This is a genomic window from Alloalcanivorax mobilis (assembly GCF_002864685.1).
Classification (GTDB): Bacteria; Pseudomonadota; Gammaproteobacteria; order Pseudomonadales; family Alcanivoracaceae; genus Alloalcanivorax; species Alloalcanivorax mobilis.
Genome location: NZ_NMQZ01000021.1, coordinates 1 through 18,223, shown reverse-complemented (window position 1 = coordinate 18,223; position 18,223 = coordinate 1). Strand labels below are relative to the sequence as shown.

General features: G+C 57.4%; 22 protein-coding genes. 9 read left to right on the top strand and 13 right to left on the bottom strand.

Translation table 11 applies throughout. The annotated features are described in order from the left end of the window. Position 1: 1 nt before the first annotated feature. Both CGS25_RS11560 and CGS25_RS11555 read left to right on the top strand, forming a co-directional pair. Positions 2-1,312, top strand: a complete 1,311-nt coding sequence (locus tag CGS25_RS11560; protein ID WP_101675542.1) for a PQQ-dependent sugar dehydrogenase — start codon at positions 2-4, stop codon at positions 1,310-1,312. Positions 1,313-1,329: 17 nt separating this feature from the next. Beyond that, positions 1,330-1,542 (top strand): hypervirulence associated TUDOR domain-containing protein, encoded by a 213-nt coding sequence (locus CGS25_RS11555; RefSeq protein ID WP_089034136.1) that lies wholly within the window; start codon positions 1,330-1,332, stop codon positions 1,540-1,542. A gap of 28 nt (positions 1,543-1,570) precedes the next feature. Here CGS25_RS11555 and CGS25_RS11550 read toward each other — a convergent pair whose 3' ends face one another. After that, positions 1,571-1,864 carry a DUF3601 domain-containing protein gene (locus CGS25_RS11550; protein WP_101675541.1) on the bottom strand — a complete coding sequence of 98 codons (294 nt, stop codon included), beginning with the start codon at positions 1,862-1,864 and terminating at the stop codon, positions 1,571-1,573. Between the two features lie 83 nt (positions 1,865-1,947). After that, positions 1,948-2,832: an AraC family transcriptional regulator gene (locus CGS25_RS11545; RefSeq protein WP_101675540.1), complete on the bottom strand. Its 885-nt coding sequence runs from the start codon at positions 2,830-2,832 to the stop codon at positions 1,948-1,950. 151 nt (positions 2,833-2,983) lie between these two features. On the opposite strand from CGS25_RS11545, the gene CGS25_RS11540 reads away from it, so the two are divergent. Further along, complete coding sequence (locus CGS25_RS11540) at positions 2,984-3,715, top strand: SDR family oxidoreductase (protein WP_101675539.1); 732 nt, start codon at positions 2,984-2,986, stop codon at positions 3,713-3,715. A gap of 3 nt (positions 3,716-3,718) precedes the next feature. On the opposite strand, the gene CGS25_RS11535 is transcribed toward CGS25_RS11540, so the two are convergent. Further along, positions 3,719-4,135, bottom strand: a complete 417-nt coding sequence (locus tag CGS25_RS11535; protein ID WP_198588772.1) for a DoxX family protein — start codon at positions 4,133-4,135, stop codon at positions 3,719-3,721. Between the two features lie 167 nt (positions 4,136-4,302). On the opposite strand from CGS25_RS11535, the gene CGS25_RS11530 reads away from it, so the two are divergent. After that, the gene (locus CGS25_RS11530) at positions 4,303-4,455 is read left to right on the top strand and encodes a CopG family antitoxin (protein WP_232802375.1); all 153 of its coding nucleotides are present in this window, start codon (positions 4,303-4,305) and stop codon (positions 4,453-4,455) included. 83 nt (positions 4,456-4,538) lie between these two features. On the opposite strand, the gene CGS25_RS11525 is transcribed toward CGS25_RS11530, so the two are convergent. The 4 genes from CGS25_RS11525 to CGS25_RS11510 all read right to left on the bottom strand — a co-directional run bounded on the left by CGS25_RS11525 (position 4,539) and on the right by CGS25_RS11510 (position 6,545). Next, the gene (locus CGS25_RS11525) at positions 4,539-5,138 is read right to left on the bottom strand and encodes a glutathione S-transferase family protein (RefSeq protein ID WP_101675537.1); all 600 of its coding nucleotides are present in this window, start codon (positions 5,136-5,138) and stop codon (positions 4,539-4,541) included. A 43-nt stretch (positions 5,139-5,181) separates the two neighbouring features. Beyond that, positions 5,182-5,814: a DUF1294 domain-containing protein gene (locus CGS25_RS11520; protein ID WP_101675536.1), complete on the bottom strand. Its 633-nt coding sequence runs from the start codon at positions 5,812-5,814 to the stop codon at positions 5,182-5,184. A 234-nt stretch (positions 5,815-6,048) separates the two neighbouring features. After that, positions 6,049-6,345: a type II toxin-antitoxin system RelE/ParE family toxin gene (locus CGS25_RS11515; RefSeq protein WP_101675535.1), complete on the bottom strand. Its 297-nt coding sequence runs from the start codon at positions 6,343-6,345 to the stop codon at positions 6,049-6,051. After that, on the bottom strand, positions 6,342-6,545 hold the full coding sequence (locus CGS25_RS11510) for an addiction module protein (protein WP_101675534.1): 204 nt from the start codon (positions 6,543-6,545) through the stop codon (positions 6,342-6,344). The genes CGS25_RS11515 and CGS25_RS11510 overlap by 4 nt, the downstream gene beginning before the upstream one ends. A gap of 197 nt (positions 6,546-6,742) precedes the next feature. On the opposite strand from CGS25_RS11510, the gene CGS25_RS11505 reads away from it, so the two are divergent. The 4 genes from CGS25_RS11505 (at position 6,743) to CGS25_RS11490 (ending at position 12,229) form a co-directional block, all read left to right on the top strand. Further along, entirely contained in the window at positions 6,743-7,309 is a 567-nt protein-coding gene (locus CGS25_RS11505; protein WP_101675533.1) for a sigma-70 family RNA polymerase sigma factor, read from the top strand. After that, a complete protein-coding gene (locus tag CGS25_RS11500) occupies positions 7,297-8,205 on the top strand; it encodes a FecR family protein (protein ID WP_101675532.1) in 909 nt (302 codons plus the stop codon). The genes CGS25_RS11505 and CGS25_RS11500 overlap by 13 nt, the downstream gene beginning before the upstream one ends. A 504-nt stretch (positions 8,206-8,709) precedes the next feature. After that, positions 8,710-11,019, top strand: coding sequence for a TonB-dependent siderophore receptor (locus CGS25_RS11495; RefSeq protein WP_232802373.1), 2,310 nt, complete (start codon positions 8,710-8,712; stop codon positions 11,017-11,019). 13 nt (positions 11,020-11,032) lie between these two features. Continuing rightward, positions 11,033-12,229 (top strand): PepSY-associated TM helix domain-containing protein, encoded by a 1,197-nt coding sequence (locus CGS25_RS11490; protein ID WP_101675531.1) that lies wholly within the window; start codon positions 11,033-11,035, stop codon positions 12,227-12,229. A gap of 94 nt (positions 12,230-12,323) precedes the next feature. Here CGS25_RS11490 and CGS25_RS19015 read toward each other — a convergent pair whose 3' ends face one another. Both CGS25_RS19015 and CGS25_RS11480 read right to left on the bottom strand, forming a co-directional pair. Beyond that, on the bottom strand, positions 12,324-12,659 hold the full coding sequence (locus tag CGS25_RS19015; protein ID WP_198588771.1) for a hypothetical protein: 336 nt from the start codon (positions 12,657-12,659) through the stop codon (positions 12,324-12,326). A gap of 544 nt (positions 12,660-13,203) precedes the next feature. Then, positions 13,204-13,491, bottom strand: a complete 288-nt coding sequence (locus CGS25_RS11480) for a DUF3892 domain-containing protein (RefSeq protein ID WP_101675530.1) — start codon at positions 13,489-13,491, stop codon at positions 13,204-13,206. A 523-nt stretch (positions 13,492-14,014) separates the two neighbouring features. Between CGS25_RS11480 and CGS25_RS11475 the strand changes: the two genes are divergently transcribed. Next, a complete protein-coding gene (locus CGS25_RS11475; protein WP_101675529.1) occupies positions 14,015-14,212 on the top strand; it encodes a SymE family type I addiction module toxin in 198 nt (65 codons plus the stop codon). Positions 14,213-14,333: 121 nt separating this feature from the next. On the opposite strand, the gene CGS25_RS11470 is transcribed toward CGS25_RS11475, so the two are convergent. The 4 genes from CGS25_RS11470 to CGS25_RS11455 all read right to left on the bottom strand — a co-directional run bounded on the left by CGS25_RS11470 (position 14,334) and on the right by CGS25_RS11455 (position 17,882). Beyond that, the gene (locus CGS25_RS11470; protein WP_101675528.1) at positions 14,334-14,810 is read right to left on the bottom strand and encodes a TIR domain-containing protein; all 477 of its coding nucleotides are present in this window, start codon (positions 14,808-14,810) and stop codon (positions 14,334-14,336) included. A 3-nt stretch (positions 14,811-14,813) separates the two neighbouring features. Continuing rightward, on the bottom strand, positions 14,814-16,286 hold the full coding sequence (locus CGS25_RS11465) for an SIR2 family protein (RefSeq protein ID WP_198588770.1): 1,473 nt from the start codon (positions 16,284-16,286) through the stop codon (positions 14,814-14,816). 64 nt (positions 16,287-16,350) lie between these two features. After that, positions 16,351-17,247, bottom strand: coding sequence for a hypothetical protein (locus CGS25_RS11460; RefSeq protein ID WP_101675526.1), 897 nt, complete (start codon positions 17,245-17,247; stop codon positions 16,351-16,353). Positions 17,248-17,336: 89 nt separating this feature from the next. Further along, positions 17,337-17,882, bottom strand: a complete 546-nt coding sequence (locus CGS25_RS11455) for a hypothetical protein (RefSeq protein ID WP_198588769.1) — start codon at positions 17,880-17,882, stop codon at positions 17,337-17,339. Between the last annotated feature and the right edge of the window lie 341 nt (positions 17,883-18,223).

Sequence of the window (18,223 nt, the reverse complement as noted above, 5' to 3'; positions counted from 1 at the left end):
CATGCGCTACGTCATCCCCCTGCTGTCACTGCCGCTGCTGTTTGCCCTGTCCGCCTGCGGTGGCGAAACCGATTCCGTTGAGCCGGCTTCACAACACGGCGCCAACCCCTCGCTGCCGGAACCACGGCGCGGTCTGTTGCCCAACATGAACATTTCCAAACCGGCGGAATGGGGCAACGAAACGCCCACCGTGCCGGACGGCTATCAGATCCAGGCCATCGCCACCGACCTCAAAATCCCCCGCCAGACCCTGGTGCTGCCCAACGGCGACATTCTGGTGGCGGAAGGGTCCGGCGGCCACGCGCCGACCCTGCGTCCCAAGGATTTCATCGCCGGCCTGATCAAGAAACAGGGCAAAAGCGCCGTGAAAGGCGGCAACCGGCTCACCTTGTTGCGCGACGCCGATGGCGACGGCCGCTACGAACAGCAGGGTGTGTTCGCCGAGAACCTGGACGCGCCCTATGGGCTGGCCCTGATCGACGACACGCTGTACGTGGCCAATCAGGGCGCCCTGGTACGCTTCGACTACGAAAATGGCCAGACCCGGGCCAGCGGCCCGCCGGAAAAGGTCACCGACCTGCCAGCGGTGATCAACCACCACTGGACCAAGGCAATGACCGCCGGCCCGGACGGGCGCTTCCTGTACGTGGGCATCGGCTCCAACAGCAACATCGCTGAACGAGGCATGGAGGTGGAAGAAGACCGTGCCATGGTCTGGCGGATCGAAGCGGAAACCGGCCTGCACCAGCCCTTCGCCACCGGTCTGCGCAACCCCACCGCCCTCGCCATTCAGCCGGACACCGGCCAGCTTTGGGCGGTGGCCAACGAACGGGACGAAATCGGCCCCAACCTGGTGCCCGACTACCTGACCTCGGTGCGCGAGGGCGCCTTCTACGGCTGGCCCTACAGCTATTGGGGCCAGAACGTGGACACCCGCGTGAAGCCGCCAAAGCCGGAAAAAGTCGAGAGCGCCATCAAACCAGACTACGCGCTGGGCTCCCACGTGGCGGCCCTGGGCGTGGACTTCTCCAATCCGGAGATGGGCGATCCGTTCACCGAGGGCGCCTTTGTCGGCCAGCACGGCAGTTGGAACCGCAGCGACCCGGTCGGCTTCAAGGTGGTGTTCGTACCCTTCCAGAACGGCCAGCCCGCCGGCGACCCGGTGGATTTCGCCAGTGGCTTCCTGAACGACGACGGCAAGGCCCGCGGCCGCCCGGTGGGTGTCACCGTGGACCCGGAAGGCGCGCTGATCATCGCCGACGATCTGTCGAACACCATCTGGCGAGTGACGCCAACCGGGCAGGCGCGGTGATTCAAGGAGCAAACGCCATGAACCACAAGTTCACGGTCGGAGACCACGTTACCTGGAATTCCGAAGCGGGCCAGGTCAGCGGCAAGATCATTAAAGTGCACACCCAGGACTTCGACTACAAAGGCCACACCCGCCGCGCATCGAAAGACGAGCCGCAATACGAGATCAAGAGTGACAAGACCGATCACATCGCGGCGCATAAAGAGGCCACCCTGAGCAAAGCGGAGTAGCCCAGGGGGGCATTGGGCAGGGCCCGGCCTACTGCCCGCGCGCGCCCTCCCGCACCAGATAGCACTGCAAACCCTCGACCATGTCCTGCTGCTCTTCCGGTCGCAATTGAAGCCGGATTTGTTCCTCACGCCCACGATAGATGACGAACAATGACAGGCCGTCGTCATAGGGCAGGAAGCTGGCGCCGATGAACTCAACCACGTCGCCAGCCGGGTAATGGCAGCCGTCGTAATCCAGAAACGGCCTCGCCACGCGGTAGCGTTCACCCGCCTCCAGGTGGCGATAGCGCTTATCCAGTTTATCCAACAGATCCTTATCCATACCCTTCCTCCATGCTGGTGGGCCGCACGTTGGCCGTACCTTATCAGAAACCGCCGATCACGCGGCCCCGATTCAGGAATGGCTCAAGGCCTGATGCTGGCGATGTCCCGCACCGGCGGGTTGCCGAACATGCGCGCGTACTCGCGGCTGAACTGGGAGGGGCTTTCATAGCCGACCTGGTAGGCCGTGCTGGCGGCATCCAGCTTGCGGGTGACCATCAACGCCCGCGCCTCCACCAGCCGGATCGACTTCTGGAATTGCAGCGGGCTCATGTTGGTGACCGCCTTGAAGTGCGCATGAAACGTCGAAACGCTCATGCCGGCCAGGCCCGCCAACTCGTCCACCGTGATCGCTTCACGGTAGTCCCGGCGCAGCTTCTCGATGGCGACGGAAACACGCTGCGTGGGCGTTCCCTTTAATGCAATCTGCGCGATCCACTCGCCGTGGTCACTGCGCAGCAGGCGATAGTGCATCTCGCGAACCAGTGCCTCGGCCAACGCCGGGATATCCTCGCGGATGTCGATCAGTGTGAGCAGACGAAGCAGGCTGCCGCCCATGCGCCGGTCCACCCGGCCAATGAACAGCCCATTGTCCGATGCCTTTTTGGGCGCGACCTCCAACGGCATCCGTAACAACAAGTCAGAGATCTGCCTGGCATCGACCGTCATCTGGATAACGAAATAAGGGCGCGCCGGCGACGCCTCGACCACGGTGCCTAGAACCGGCAAATGCACTGAGGCGACCAGAAACTCCAGCTCCCCGTAAGAAAGAAGTTCCTTGCCGAGCATCACATCCTTGCGGCCCTGCACAATCACGCACAGGCAGGGCTCGTAAACCGCCGGCAACCGGGTATGGGGTTGCGAAATTTTATAGCAGGACACATTGGGGATCGGCGTGCCATTGAAGCCCTCCTCAACGGCGACACTCTCGATCAATCCCACCAGCTTCTTTCTCAGTGCCTCATTCATTGCCTGACCGTTCGCCTCACTCAGAGAATCGGGCAATCATACCCTACTTTCGTGTATCGGCGATCATGCCACCCCCGGCTAGCATAACAAGCATCGAACACGCGGCACCTGCCGACCACCGCTTCAAGCTGATCCTTAAAGGAGCTTTGTCATGTCACAGCAAAAAGCAAAAGTTATTCTGATCACCGGTGCCAGCAGCGGCATCGGCGAAGCCACCGCCCGAGTGTTGGCCCAGGCCGGCCACACGGTGCTGCTCGGCGCCCGGCGCACCGACCGCCTGGAAACCCTGGCACAGAGAATCAAGCAAAACGGCGGCACCGCCAAAGCCTACGCTCTGGACGTCACCTCCCGGGACAACTTCAAGCAGGTGGTCGCCGACGCCACCCGGGAATTCGGCGCCATTGACGTGCTGGTCAACAACGCCGGCCTGATGCCGCTGGCCCCCATGTCCGCCCTGAAAGCGGACGAATGGGATCGCATGATCGACGTGAACATCAAAGGCGTGCTGAACGGCATCGAAGCGGTGCTCACCGCCATGGAAGAGCGCGGCGGGCACATCATCAACACCGCCTCCATTGCCGCGCACAACGTCTTCCCCACCGCCGCCGTTTACTGCGGCACCAAGTTCGCCGTGCGCGCCATCGCCGACGGCCTGCGCATGGAGACCAAGAAGGTGAGGGTCACCACCGTTTCCCCCGGCGTGGTGGAAAGCGAGCTGGCGCGCACCACCACCGACGCCGCCACCAAGGAATGGCTGGAAGACTTCCGCAAGGTGGCACTGAAACCGGACGCCATCGCCAACGCCATTGCCTATGCGATAGCGCAGCCGGATGACGTCAACGTGGATGAAATGATCGTGCAGCCCACCGCGTCCGCGCACTGAGGGTCACGAGCAAACCGTGAAGCGCCGCTCCGGCGCTTTCGTTGACCACCAGATAACCGCGATCAACACCAACTGAAACGGCAGGCGAGCAGTAAGCGCCCAATAGGGAATCTCAGGGAACTGGCTGGCGTGCTGCCACATATAAACGTTTGCCGGCGTCACCGCCACAGTCAAAAGAATAAGCCCCCAGCCCGCCGCTCTCCGAGTGCGCGCGAACAGCAGCCCGATGGCGCCGAGCCATTCAAAGGCGCCACTGATAAGAACCAGCCATCGAGGTTCCGGCAGCCAAGGCGGAACGATCTTCATTTCCAGATCGGTAAAGGCGAAATGCGCGATACCGCCAATAAAAAACCACAAAAAGACAAAGACGAGACCCAGCATTTTCGGCAACCCGATTTTCCCGTACCCCGTCTGCTTCATGCGCGTGTCTCTCCTGGCGGGCCGGTTGATTCAGCGGCAAGGTTCGTTCAGAGACTGTAACCGCCTGAATCTCCAAAAGCAGCTCTCTGCGGCCGGAAAAATTCTTTGGAACCCTGGTACACGACGATAACGGGATTGAATGCTTCTGCTGTTGGAGGATGCCAAGCATGGTCAAACCGAAGCCGATTTCACTCCGTTTGCCCGAAGCGCTGCTGGATCGCATCAAAATCGAGGCCAACAAGCGGGATGGGCCTTATCAGTCCCTGATCAAGGCCTGGCTTAAGGATGATGTGGACGAGAGCCGCCGATCGGCTCGCTGATAAAGCGCCGTTTATTCAGGCTCCGCCCGGCCTCGACATGATAACGAGGGGGTACGCGCTGAACCGTAAAGCAGAATTGAAGGCTACTCGTTCATACCAATGTAACCCGGCGCACCGGCAACACGACCCAGCCAGGCTTCAATGGCCGGATAACGGCTCAGATCAAACCCGCCCTGATCGGCGACGTGGGTGTACCCGTACAAGCTGATGTCCGCCGTAGTGAGCTTGCCTCCCGCCAGGTAAGGCGACTCTTCCAGTTGATACTCCATCACCGCCAGCGCCTTATGGCCACCCGCCTGCCTGGACTCATACTCGGCCCGGCGCTCTTCGGGCAACCCGAGGTACAGTGCGATAAACCTCGCCACCGCAATGTAGGGCTCATGGCTATACTGCTCGAAGAACTGCCACTGCTGCACCTTGGCCAGCTCGAAAGGATCGCGGGGTAACAAATCACTATCGGCCGCCAGGAAATTCAGAATCGCGTTGGACTCGGAAAGACAGCGGCCATCATCCAGTTCCAGCAACGGAATCTTGCCGGTGGGATTCTTCGATAAAAACTGAGCGGTGGCGGTCTTGCCGGCGAGAATATCCACCGGCACCCATTGATGGGAAATACCCAACAGTGAGCAGAGCAGCTTTACCTTGTAGCAGTTGCCGGACTGTGTATCGCCAAAGATCTTCATCGCCCCTCCCGTTCCTGATCGGCACACCGACAGGCAATCGCCGTCACCAGGCACCACCGACCCGGCTAACGCCCAGGGTGGCGCGCAACGTTGCGCCGGCATCCGCGTACAACAACCAACCCAAAGCCGCGACATTGGCGATCACAGCCATATAGAACACCATCTGAAACTCCACCTTCCGGGTTTTATGCCGGAACACCCGCTGCGCCAGCAAGGCCCCCGGCCAGCCGCCCAACAGCTCGAATAAATGCAGCCGCGCCTCCGAGGTGCGCCAGCCACCGCGCGTCGCCGCCCGCTTGTCCAGACCGTAAAACAGAAACGCCACCACACTGGCCAGCGCATAGAAGCCGACGAGGCGCTGCCAGTCCGGCGGCGGCACCAACGCCGCCAGCCCACCGAAGAAGGCGGCAATCACCAGAGCGGCCGGTATCAGCCCACGGCTTTTTCCACGCGCCGGCCGCCGGCGGCTGACCATGAAACGCACGTCCGCCGCGCGGGGCCGCTGCTTTTCATCCCGAACCAACCGATAGGTCAGGGAACGATTCAGCACCGGCCGCTCCTGCCCCCGGGCAAACGCGGAAATATGCACGAACACCGGCTCTTCGCCGCCCGAGGGCGTAATAAAGCCGAAGCCCCGATCATCATTCCACTTGGTCAGGGTCCCCTTTTTTCTCACACTTATTTTTCCTTGTTCTTTTTATTGAACAGACTCGCACCAAAAGGCTTTACTGCGGCCCCGGACGAAGCCCAAAGAGCGGGCTAATTCTTGTCGTAGCCAAGGGGCGCACGAGACAAAAGGGTGTTTAGCGCTTCCTCCACGGAGACAGCATCGCCCTCGCGGACGTCCATCAGTCCTCGGGCCACCGCCTTCACGAATTGCAGCTCCTCCTGCACGGGTTCAGCCTTTTTATTAGGCGCGCTCCGTCCAAGAGGCAGGGTCTTTTCTGGCATGGAATACCGCCGTAATAATTACACGATTCCCGTTCACCAAATAGAGTATACGGTGCGGGAAGCGATGGATTGGAATCCGCCGTAAATCCTTGTGAATCTGGCGATAGAGAAGCGGATTTCTTTGCAGCTTATCCAGCGCCTCTTCGACACATAGAAGAAAATCGTGGCCCAGGCCGTCTCTTTTCTCTTCGTAAAAGTCGAACTGTTCACCGATATCCGACTCGGCTTCCTTCCGCAGCGTCAGCGAGTACATCATTTCCTGGACAGTATTCGCGCCTTAACGCTGGACCACGACGAACCCTCGTCCTGGTCTATCTCGAACGCCGCCAAGCGCCGATCCAGCTCTTCTTTCTGCGCGTCGGTCAGCGCAATGTCCGCCTGCTCCGCGACGATGCTGTCCCACAGGGCTTCGGCGAGAAGGATTCGTTCCGAGACCGTAAGCGATTGAATCTCCACAGTATTTCCCTCCGACTGGGCAGATACTTTCCAAGCTTAGCACACTGCGGCAGCGGGACGACCTGCTCAAAAAAGGGCGATTTTGAGCAGGTCCGTCCCGTCCTACTCATTTTTCGGGAACGTTGAGCAGCACGAGTTGCGCCCTCTCATCCTTTAATTGATAATCACTCTCAACTATAAATGCGAACCTGATCGCTATGTCCGGCGCCGCCACCGACAGCCAGCCCCTGCTGCCCGGTTCCCAACGGGAACTGGGCGAGCTGTATGCGGCGCACCACGGCTGGCTGACGCACTGGCTGCACGGGCGGCTGCGCTGCCCGCAGGACGCGGCGGACCTGAGCCAGGACACCTTTCTGCGGCTGATTCTGGGCGAGCAGTCACTGGACGCGCTGCGCGATCCGCGCGCCTATCTGATGGTCATCGCCAGCCGGCTGATGATCAATCGCCACCACCGCCGGCAGGTGGAAGAGGAAGCCCTGCGCCAGGTGGCGATCCTGGTGGAGACCCGCGACGATCGCGGCCCGGCGGAGATCGCCGCCGCCCACAACCTGCTGGTGACGGTGCTCAAGCTGCTGGTGGACGAGCTGCCCGAGAAACCGCGCCGCGCCTTCTTGATGGCGCGCTTTGAGGGCCTGACGTATCAGCAGATCGCGCGCCGGCTGTCGGTCTCCGAAAGCAGCGTCAAACAGTACCTGGCCAAGGCGTTCGCCCACTGCCACGCGCGCCTCTACGACAGCCTGGCGGACACGCCGTGTCTGAGCTGAACCGCATCCGCCAGCAGGCCGCCGAATGGGTGGTCGCCCTGCAGACCGCCGGCGCCGACGAGCGCCCCCACCTGCAAGCGGAGTGCGACACCTGGCAAGCCAAGGACCCGCGCCGCCGCCAGGTGCTCGAGCAGATCCGGCGTATGTGGCAGGCCACCGAACCCACCGTGAAGCGGCGCCGCCAACGGCGCCGGCAGCTCACCGGCCTGGGCGCCGTGTTGCTGCTGGTGCTGGCCGGCGCGCAATTGCCCTGGATCTACTGGACCGCCGACTACCGCACCACCGCCGGGGAGATCCGCACCCTGACCCTGCCCGACGGCAGCCAGGTGGTGCTCAACAGCGGCAGCGCCATCGATCTTGACTACAGCAACACCACCCGCACCGTGGAGCTGGTGCGCGGCGAACTGCTGGCCACCGTCGCCAAGGCCCCGGACCGGCCCTTCCAGGTCGTCACCCGCGACCTCACCGCCACCGCCCTGGGCACCCGATACAGCGTGCGCCTGGAACACGGCTTCACCCGGGTGGCGGTGCAGGAATCCAAGGTGGCGGTCACGCCCCGCGACGGCGGCGACGGCCTGGCACTCACCGCCGGCCAACAGGCGGACCTCAATCGCGACGGCGTCCTCGCCCGCGACGCTACCCCGCGCCAACGCCCGGACTGGGCCGACGGCCGCCTGGCCTTCAGCAACACGCCCCTCACGGAAGTGGTCGAACGCCTGGCCCGCCACCGCCCCGGCCTGCTGACCCTGGACGACGCCCTCGCCAACAGCCCGCGCCGATTTACCGGCGTGCTCCCCGCCGACAACAGCGACGCCGCCCTCGCCCTGCTCGCCGATACCCTCAACCTGGAGGTGCGTTACCTCACGCCCTGGTACGTGACCGTTCGACCGCGATAAAAAATCGGTTCATCGCGGACTAGAGGGAATCTGGCTGGAACCGGGTCCGTCCCACCGCCGCTGACGCCCTGCTGGGCGTTCTACTTTCTTGCTTGTCCAAGAAAGTAGACAAAGAAGGACACCCCGTTGTGTCGCCCTTCGGGTACCCGAGTCGCGGGAAATTGATGGCCGGGTCGGCGACGAGACGAGCCTGGGGCCCCGGCCCCGAGCCTGCATGCTCGGGGCGCTACGCCGGGCGAAGCATGCTTCGCTTGATCCGGCTTCGCCCTGTCGTCCGCCGCCTCAGTTGGCCGTCCCTGGCCAACTGACCCTATCAATTTCCCGCGCCTCGGCGACACAACAAGGGGGAAGGCCCTCCAGAACGGTACGGCGAGGCTTTCGCCGCGAGAGGCATAGACAAGCCGAAAGGGCCATGAACAAGAAAATTTCCCCAACCACTGCCCGATTAGCTCCGCTGCTTTGTCTTCATAGGTAAAGACACCGCGAATTTACGCTGGAGCCCCCATGATTCGCTCAAAAGAAATGAACACCGGAACCACCGCGCCCAAGGCGCTTTTGCTGCTCGGCTTGCTGACCCCGTTATTGCTCATCCAACCCGCCCAGGCCCAACCCCAGGAACCGCAAACGATCAACCTGCCCGCCCAGCCGCTGGACCAGGCGGTGATCGACCTGGCCCGGCGGACCGGGCTGGCCATCGGCGGCGACGCCTCGCTGCTCGCTGGCAAGCAGGCGCCGGCGCTGCGCGGCGACTACACCCCGGAGCAGGCGCTGCGCGCGCTGCTCGCCGGCAGCGGCGTCACCGCCGTGCGGGTGGACAGCGGCTATCGGCTGGAAGCGGCGCCGGACGAAGGCAACACCCTGGAAGCCGTCTCAGTCTACGGCCGCCAGAAGAACGACACCATCGAAGCCATCCCGCAAAGCGTGAGCGTCTACAACCGGGAAAACTTCGAGCTGGCCCAGGCCAACACCGTCGGCGACGTGGTGCGCCTCACCCCCAGCGCCAACCGCTCGGGCTCCGGCCGCGACATGTTCGCCGGCGACTTCCTGATCCGCGGCTTCAACGCGGAGGAATCCGTCAACGGCCTGGGCTTCCGGCAAACCGACCACCCCACGGATCTCGCCAACGTGGAGCGCCTGGAAATCCTCAAGGGCCCGGCCTCGGTGCTGTACGGCCAGATGGAGCCGGGCGGCACCATCAACGTGGTCACCAAGCAACCACTGGATTACTACCAAGCGGAAGTGGGCGCCGAATACGGCAGCTACGATCACCACCGCACCACCCTGGACGTCACCGGCCCGCTCAACGACCGGGTGCGCGCACGCCTCAACCTGGCCCACCAGGACAGCAACGCCTCCATGGACTACTGGGGCTACGAGCGCCTGTTCGTGGCGCCCAACGTCACCGTGGACCTCACCGACACCACCAACCTCACCGTGGAAGGCAGCTACTCCGCCAACGAATGGACCGCCCTGCCCGGCGGCGCCCCGGCGGAAGGCGCCATCGAGCCCAACCCCAACGGCGACTACAGCGACGACTTCAACGTGGCCTGGAAAGACGCCACCACCGAGCGGGATTCCCTTTACCTGAACACCCGCCTCGTTCAGGCCATCACCGACACCATCGACGCCCGCCTGAGCTACGCCTACACCCGCAACGACCAGAACTTTCAGGAATACGCCCCGTTCGGCCTGGGCGCGGACTTCCGCACCCTCAACCGCATCATCTTCGCCAGCGACGACGCCCGCCAAACCGACCACGAAGTGATCCTCGACCTGAGCGGCGAAGCCACCCTGGCCGGCATGACCCATCGATTTATCGCCGGCGTGAACTACCGGGAATCCGACAGCTCCCGCCCCACTCAAATCTACCTGGTCGACCCCATCGACCTGTACAACCCGGTTTACGGCCCCATGGACCTGAGCACCAAAGCCCGCGACCGCGGCTTCACCCAGACCGACCGCATCCTCGCCGGCTTCGTCCAGGACCGCGTCTCCTTCGCCGACAAATGGACCCTGCTCGCCGGCCTGCGCTACACCGACGCGGAACAATCCCAGAAAACCACCGACTTCATGAACAACAACGCCGTCACCCGCGCCGAACTCGGTGAAACCGCCTGGACCACCCAGCTCGGCCTGGTCTACGACCTCACCGACAGCACCTCGCTCTACACCAGCCGCAACGAAGCCTTCGTGCCCCAGCAAGGCACCACCTCCGGCCGCCAACCCCTGGACGCGGAAGAAAGCGTGCAATACGAAGCGGGCGTGCGCGTCACCGCCGGCCGCCTCAACATCAACGCCGCCGGCTTCATCATCGACAAAGACAACATGGCCATCAGCGACCCGCTCAACGCCGGCTTCGAAGTGGCCCAGGGCCGCGCCCGCTCCCAGGGCGCCGAGCTCACCGTGGACGGCTACGCCACCAGCAATCTCTACCTGAGCGCCGGCTACGGCTACACCGACACCGAAGTGCTGCGCACCGACGACCAAACCCTGGAAGGCAACCGCTTCGTCAACGTGCCCCTGCACACCGCCGCCCTGCAAAGCCGCTACTACCTCAACGCCGTCACCGGCCTGAGCCTGGGCGGCACCGTCGCCTACGTGGACGAACGCCCCGCCAACGCGGACAACAGCGTCACCCTGCCCGCCTACACCCGCGTGGACCTGGGCGCCTACTACGCCGTCACCGACGCCCTGCAACTGGACCTGCTGCTCAACAACGTCACCGACGAAGAGATCTTCTCCCCCGGCTCGTTCGACGGCGTGATCCGCGAAGAAGGCCGCACCTACCTGGCGCGCGTGAAGTACCTGTTCTGATGGGCCGGCTGCAATGACAGTGCGCCAGCGGTTCGTCGTCCTGCACCGCTACGTCGGGCTGGTGATGGCAGGCTTCCTAATCATCGCCGGCCTGACCGGCGCGCTGCTGGTGTGGTATTACGAGCTCGACGCCCTGATCAACCCGCAGTGGCTCCAAGTCGAGCCCCCGGCGGCGCACAGCGAACCGCTCTCGCCCTTCGCCCTGCGCGACCAGGTCGACGCCGCCTACCCGGACGCCAACGTCCACTGGATGATGCTCGCGCCCCCGGACGCCCACAGCCCGGTGCGCTTCTTCCTCAGCGCCAAACCGGACGCGGCCGCGCTACCCATCGACGAAGTCTTCGTGAACCCCTACACCGGCCAGATCCTCGGCGGCCGCCTGTGGGGCGACCTCAGCCAGGGCCTCGCCAACCTGATGCCCTTCGTCTACCGCCTGCACCACTCCCTGGCCCTGGGCACCCTCGGCACCTGGATCTTCGGCCTCATCGCCCTGCTCTGGACCCTGGACTGCTTCGTCGGCGCCTGGCTCACCTTCCCCCCACCGCGCCGCCGCGACGCCCGGCACCGCCCCCGCCGCTTCTGGACACGCTGGGCCAAAGCCTGGCAAATCCGCTGGCGCGCCGGCGGCCACAAACGCACCTTCGACCTGCACCGCGCCGGCGGTCTCTGGCCCTGGGCCCTGCTGCTCGTCTTCGCCTGGAGCGGCGTCGCCCTCACCCTCTACGACCCGATCTACCGCCCCACCACCGGCCTGTTCCTCAGCTTCCAGGAAAACCCGCTCGACACCGTGCCCACCCGGGCCAACCCCAGCCCACAACCGCCCATCGGCTGGGAACCCGGCTACCACGCCGCCCGCCAACACCTGGAAGCCCTGGCCCAAGACCGCGACCTCACCATCCACGCCCTGGAACGCTTCGCCTACAACCCGCACAAGAACGCCCTCAAACTGATGGCGCGCACCAGCAGCGACGTAAACGAACGGTTCGGGGAGACCTGGGTGTACGTGGACGCCACGGACGGGGCGCTGCTGGGCCACTACCTGCCCACCGGGGAAGCGGCGGGGAATACGGTGACGACCTGGCTGACCAGCCTGCATATTGCGGCGGTAGGTGGGGTGGGTTATCGGGTGGTTGCGACGGTGTTGGGGATGGCGGTGATCGTGTTGAGTGTGACGGGGGTGATGGTTTGGTGGAGGAAGCGATCTGTGTAAGCCATTCTTCAGCTTACCAAAATTGCCGACGGCATCAGATGTGTAGGGGCACCCTACTTTTCTCAAAGTACTGCCCATTTTCACAGAAACAAATCTATTCCAAAAATGATAACGCAAGAATCACTAGGGGAACTACACAGGCAAACGCCCACTCCGCCAATAAACTCGAAGCTTGATCTGGATTTTTTAAGCGTTGAGAAACCTGCAAAACATAGTCATACAAGGCAGCATTTAGAACACTTCCAATGACACCCTGCGCAAAAAGCAACAACAACCCCAGAAGAATCGTGACGAAAAAATATTCATTAAATTGTACGCCAACATGAAAATGGCGATATAAAAGCAATAGCACGGCTTCAGAAGCCGTTATAAACATTGTCTTCCTTATCACTCGATTGCCAGGAACCTTAGGATTCCCAAGCATCTCCATGTATATCCTGACAAGTTCCATAGATTCCCTTATTCCACGGCCGACAATAGGCCAACGAAAATAAAGTCATTTCAGAAGGCCAAGGCGAAGATAGAGTGATTAAATTTTAGCCCTACGTCTAATGATAAATTTTCATGCTTGACCGATATCACAACCATATATAGCGTTGCAAGCACGCGAATCTCAATACGGATGCTGTCTTCCTGGATTATCTTGCATTGGAACAAAGGTTTGCTTTTGGGCGGGACGAACAACCGTAAGATAGAATATGGAATATCCTACCCAGCTAAGCATGAACGAAAGCAAAAACCACGCAAACTTCTTACCCCCGTGTATTTTCTTTGAAAACAAAGCCATGACACAGGGCAGGATCACGATAGAAAACATAAGAAATATTATTATAATTTGCCAAATACTAATTCCACTCACCTTATTCCCCTATCGTTTAGCGCACCACTTAACGGGATCTGTAGAGCTTCTCGCAACTACCGCCACCGAGGTCGACTTCGGCGATTCCCCCTGTCCATCTTTAGCATCTTCGGATTCAAGGACACTCAGGGAGACTGAGGAGGTTATTCGGCTGCTCGCCATCGTTTTCCGTCTTCAGGTACTTTCTCCCGCTGGCACTTGTTGCAACTATCACCCACACACGGCGGCCTCCTACTTCCACGTAGAACTTCCATTTTCCTGACTCGATACCTTCTATGGCCTGATCGAGCGTGAGCTTCCAGCGAGTACCATCACCATTCAAACCGCCCACGTGGCTGATACGCTCATGTGCACTTTGACGATTAGTCTTGTTTATACACCGAATTTGATGTGTCTCCGCCATCTGATCCTCCACCGCGCTCTAATCTCAGAAATCTAAGTGGAAATACGCATCTAGATCCACGCACTGAATATATGATTTAAAACGTGATGCAGATCACGTGTCAACGGATTTAGCGCTTTGTCGCTAAAACACAAAAAGGGACAGATCTTTAGGACTTAACCTGAAGCAAACCATTCGGAGCGAATGGCCCTATGGTGACGACCGTATAAAGTCCTATCAGCACCGACACAACGGCGAACACTAACCGTTGCTGAGTAAGGGATCGGCACCTGTGCACTGGACGCATTGACAGTAAATAAAATAGGGGTACACTTTCTTTTAGGAGCGTCGAAACTCCCACAAGCGGGCCTCACCGCAACCCGAACCAACCGCAATATTTTTGTGCCTGAAAACCGGCCTGTAAGGGTCGGGAGGTCTGGGGAATACAACACCTTCGGGAAATACCCAGAGCAGTTCTTGTGGCTGTTTCGAACCTCCTGACCACCATTGCTTTTAATTCGAAATAAGCACAAGGAGCAACATCATGAAACAGCGCAAGCTGAAAGTCCGCAAAGGTCACTGGGACTACACGCTGAAAAGCGAGCCTTACAGCGGCAACCGCATCATTCCATTTCTTCTTCTCAAAGGTACCTGGCTGGAGCAGGCCGGGTTCAACATCGATACGCCTGTGTCGGTATCCGTTGAAGATGGTCGACTTTCGATTGTTCGGGATGGCATTTAGTGAGAGCCAAGCCCCAGCGACCAACTGGGGCTTCTTTCACCTACCGGAAGAGGAAGCAAGAACCGCCACCATTCGTCGCCCAAGTCGGGAAAGCTACGATCTGTAGTTATTAGATTACGGGCTATTTCCCCGCTGCTTTTGCTGCATCCTCAATCCACTTTCCCATATTATTATAGCCATCATCACCCACCCAATCATATACAGGGTAATTAATGACCCTGTCTCCTTTTTTAAAAGTAAAGTTATCAAATGGATTTTTCCCTTTAACGCTAGTGTTACCTTTATTATCCTTCTTTTTATGTATGTAAATTCCCAGCATTCCATTGCCTTTTTTATGGCTCGCTTCAATCTCGTAGTTGATCCATTTCTTCCCTGCTGTATCCGACCCAATAAGGACAACGGTTACCGACGTACCTTTTAACTGTCCGTCAATCCATGCCTCAATGTCTGCATCTTTTTTTCTCTTTACTTCTTCCCATTTCGCCGAGTCAAAGAACCCGGAGGCCTCCCGGTCTTTTGTTAGCCAACTACCTCTAACGTTAGCCGCCCTCCAATTATCATTCTTGTACCTAAAACTAAAAAACGCGTGCCTTGCCATAACTTATCCTTTTTTAAAATTCTCGCAAATGTCAGTAATAACATTCAGCAGCTCATCAGGGGGCAGGTGTTTATCACCTAACTTCGAAAACAAATCCTTGAACTCCTTACTATACACTTCAGATTGCCTAATTTTTTTAATCTCCTCGTTCCATATTTCTTCAGCAATATAACCAGTCACGCCGACCGGTATGATAAGTATGCCTTGAGACCTCGCTATCTCCACCTCCTCACGCATACCGTTAGATAAGATCACCTTCCCTTCAGAAAATTTGTTGCCAAATAGAAATATAGCTATGCCAGCATGGGCAATCATGTCTTCTCTATACTTTCTCCACAGCTGTGGAAGAGGGACCTCTCCCTCGTTGCTCTGAGGGAAGGGGCGTAGAATAAGTCGTTCTTCGACAGCGCCCCTTGAGGTCATATAAAATTGCTCTAACACACCGGAGATAACAGAACTTCCTATGCCCAACCCAAAGCCAGATACTACTTTTATTCCCTTTTCTGAAAGTTTATAACTCATTTTGTGGACAAAACTTAAAGCAACACTCTCTTGCCAAGGTCCATAGGTATGAGCAGCACCAGAGACAAATGCCGTGCCCGACCTGTACTGCCTTTCAAGCAACGACAAAAGCTCGGTTATTTCTCCATATTCGTCGACGAGAATTGGCTTTATGTTAAATCTTTCTAGGTCTTTTAAAAAAAGCTGCTGCTTCCTTTCTCTATATTCAAAGTCAGCGTCATTTTCATCGTCTAACTTCTTCACTGACCTTAGAAAGCAATAATGCCTTCTCTGATATCCATCATATGCGACGCGCACGCGGCTAAGGATGTAGTCCAAATTTGGATCACTGAAACTAAAACCGATAAAAATAAACGTCTTGGATATCAAATCCCCCTTCAAATTTGAGAGGTACTGATCCATTTTTACATGGTATTTTTCGTAGTCATCTTTAGTCAGAACTGCCTGGTTTGGATGATCAACATCTCCGTGCATCTTATAAACAACCGCATTCCGCTTCGGCTTTGTGGTTGAAAGATGCTCCTTAGTATATTTAACGTCTACTACCTTCCCGGCCAACTCGATAGAATTCTCAATAACCTTGTCATAGTTCGTCGTCCAAAATGTTCTTATTGGAAGTCTGCTTAGAATCTTATGATTTTCAGTTTCTACTGCTAACCTGGAGAACTCCTCGATCAATCTCTGGTTTAGCTGACTACGATTATTCGCATTATCATTACAATGATACTGAGCCAGCGAGACCAGATCGCTTTCGCGCTCGATGTCTAGACCAAGCTCGTCCGCTATTGGTCTAAGCAGCTCTTTCCAATCAACAAATCCCGCGCCAACGGATAATCCAGCCCCCGCAAAGATGGCAACATTTTCTTCAACCAACTCTTTACCAATATCTCTCAGAAAGGCCTGCCTTCTTAAGTTCATACTATTAACTCTATTTACTAGATAATTTAATGCCATAACGCAAGCGCTACAGGCGCGAGCGCGACGCATTTAAATTAATAGGTCCGTCAAAGCATCCTTATCACTCACCGTTGAGCCGCATAACGCGCCCAATTCTCTCAAGCTCATCACCAAATTCATCAACGCGTGGCAGTTCCTCAAAGACGATAGTTTTGTCTATAGGAGAAAAATCACCTTTTTGTCTATTTGCAACGGATCCCAAAATATCTAGCATCTGATGGAATCCATCGCGAACAACAGATACCCAGCCAGCCTGTATTTCGTGCACGACTTCGAACCCCTCCGGTATTTTTATTTCACGACCTTCTACTTCGAAATCGTATGCACTTTTGTAAATATCCCCAATAAGGTCCACGACCCGAACCAAATTATGGTAGTCAACCTCGTTTGATTCGTCGGCGTGCATCGCCTCCACAAGGTCAAAAATAAGAAGTTGTTTTGCGACAGCGACGATTCGACGAAGGTTTTCAGGTCTAGTTTCAAGCCAGTCAATATATTGCCGGACGTCCATGGTCTTTGTAATATTAATATGCACTCTATCGCAAATCACATCTTTTAAATTGCCATCGATTCTCTGAATCCTAGACTTTACTAGCTCTAAGGCTAGCGTATATTCCCAGTAATGTTTTTTTGAAAAAGCTATTTTATGGACCTTGTCCGACTCCAGCGCCAAACCTGCAGGCACTGTGCTCCGGTAAAGATGCAGGCAGCGAAACAGCGCGCCGGCAAAGCCAATACCTAAGCCTATCGATAAGATATATATATTGCTCAGATCGAATTCGGATAAAAAAAAGCTAGCCGCCTCGACAAGGCCCCAAAAAGCACCAAACAAGCCCACCCAATAAATCGATATCGACTTGCACTGAGATAATAGGAACTCCTTCACATGCTCATACCAAGGCATGTATGTAAGACTGCGTGCCCCTTGATGTTCTACAATATCTTCATCGCTTTCCATGATGCCTCTTGGTGAGCTCACGCCCTTCCGATACGAGGAATACCTAACGCCCAAAGCAGCGTCGCGAACACATATGCTGCCTTTGCTTGTTAACTTTTTACTAACTTGCGTACACCATTACCCATTCGGGCATTGTTGAGCGTGACAAAACCAGAGCCATCATTAAAAGCATAAAGCACCGAGTATTCTTTTAAAATTCTCTTCAATTTTTCAAGTTCAGCAAAGTTGTTCGGCTCAACCACCCAGATACCTGCGGTTATGCAAGCTGTATCGGTACGATCTATGGTGCAGCAATATTTATAGTCTCCTAGACACTCAAGCAATGGCCTTAGGCCACCAATCAAAGTATCTTGCCTTGCCAACTTTGCCTCAAAGGATACGACCATTGCCATTTTCGAATAGTCAATATCATCAGTGTCGAGGCCCGATCTATTGGAATACGTGATGAGATACTCCCCATCGGGAAAATAGGAAGGGGCTCCTTCCATTACAGCGACTAATGCCTTCGGACTGGTGAATTGAAATTCCAAATCTTGTACATCACTCAAAAAAGACACTGATGTAAGTACAATGGCAGATGTAGAGATTAGCCATTTCCTAAGGTAATCTCTGTTGAGAAATTTCTTCTCTGCCATCGCACGAACCATCCAAAAAAAATTTACAGGTACTGGACTGCGTGTGCCTTTGCCGAATAACCAAGTACGCTGCCTATCATGGGAGGACCGTCTCGCTTAGGTAGTCGTTCTAACCCCCCACAAAGTAAAAACGTGACGGGCATCACAAGTCAACATCTGTATTCGCTTGTCGTGCAACCACATAAACGGCCGTCAGATTGGCCCTTTTAATTAGTAATTACTAACTAACGCCAAAACCCCACCATCACTCACTCCAAACCAAATCCAACTCCTTCGCGGCCTTCACCTCATCCAGCCGGCGCACGGGCTGGGTGAACGGCGCTTCGGTGACGGTTTCGGGA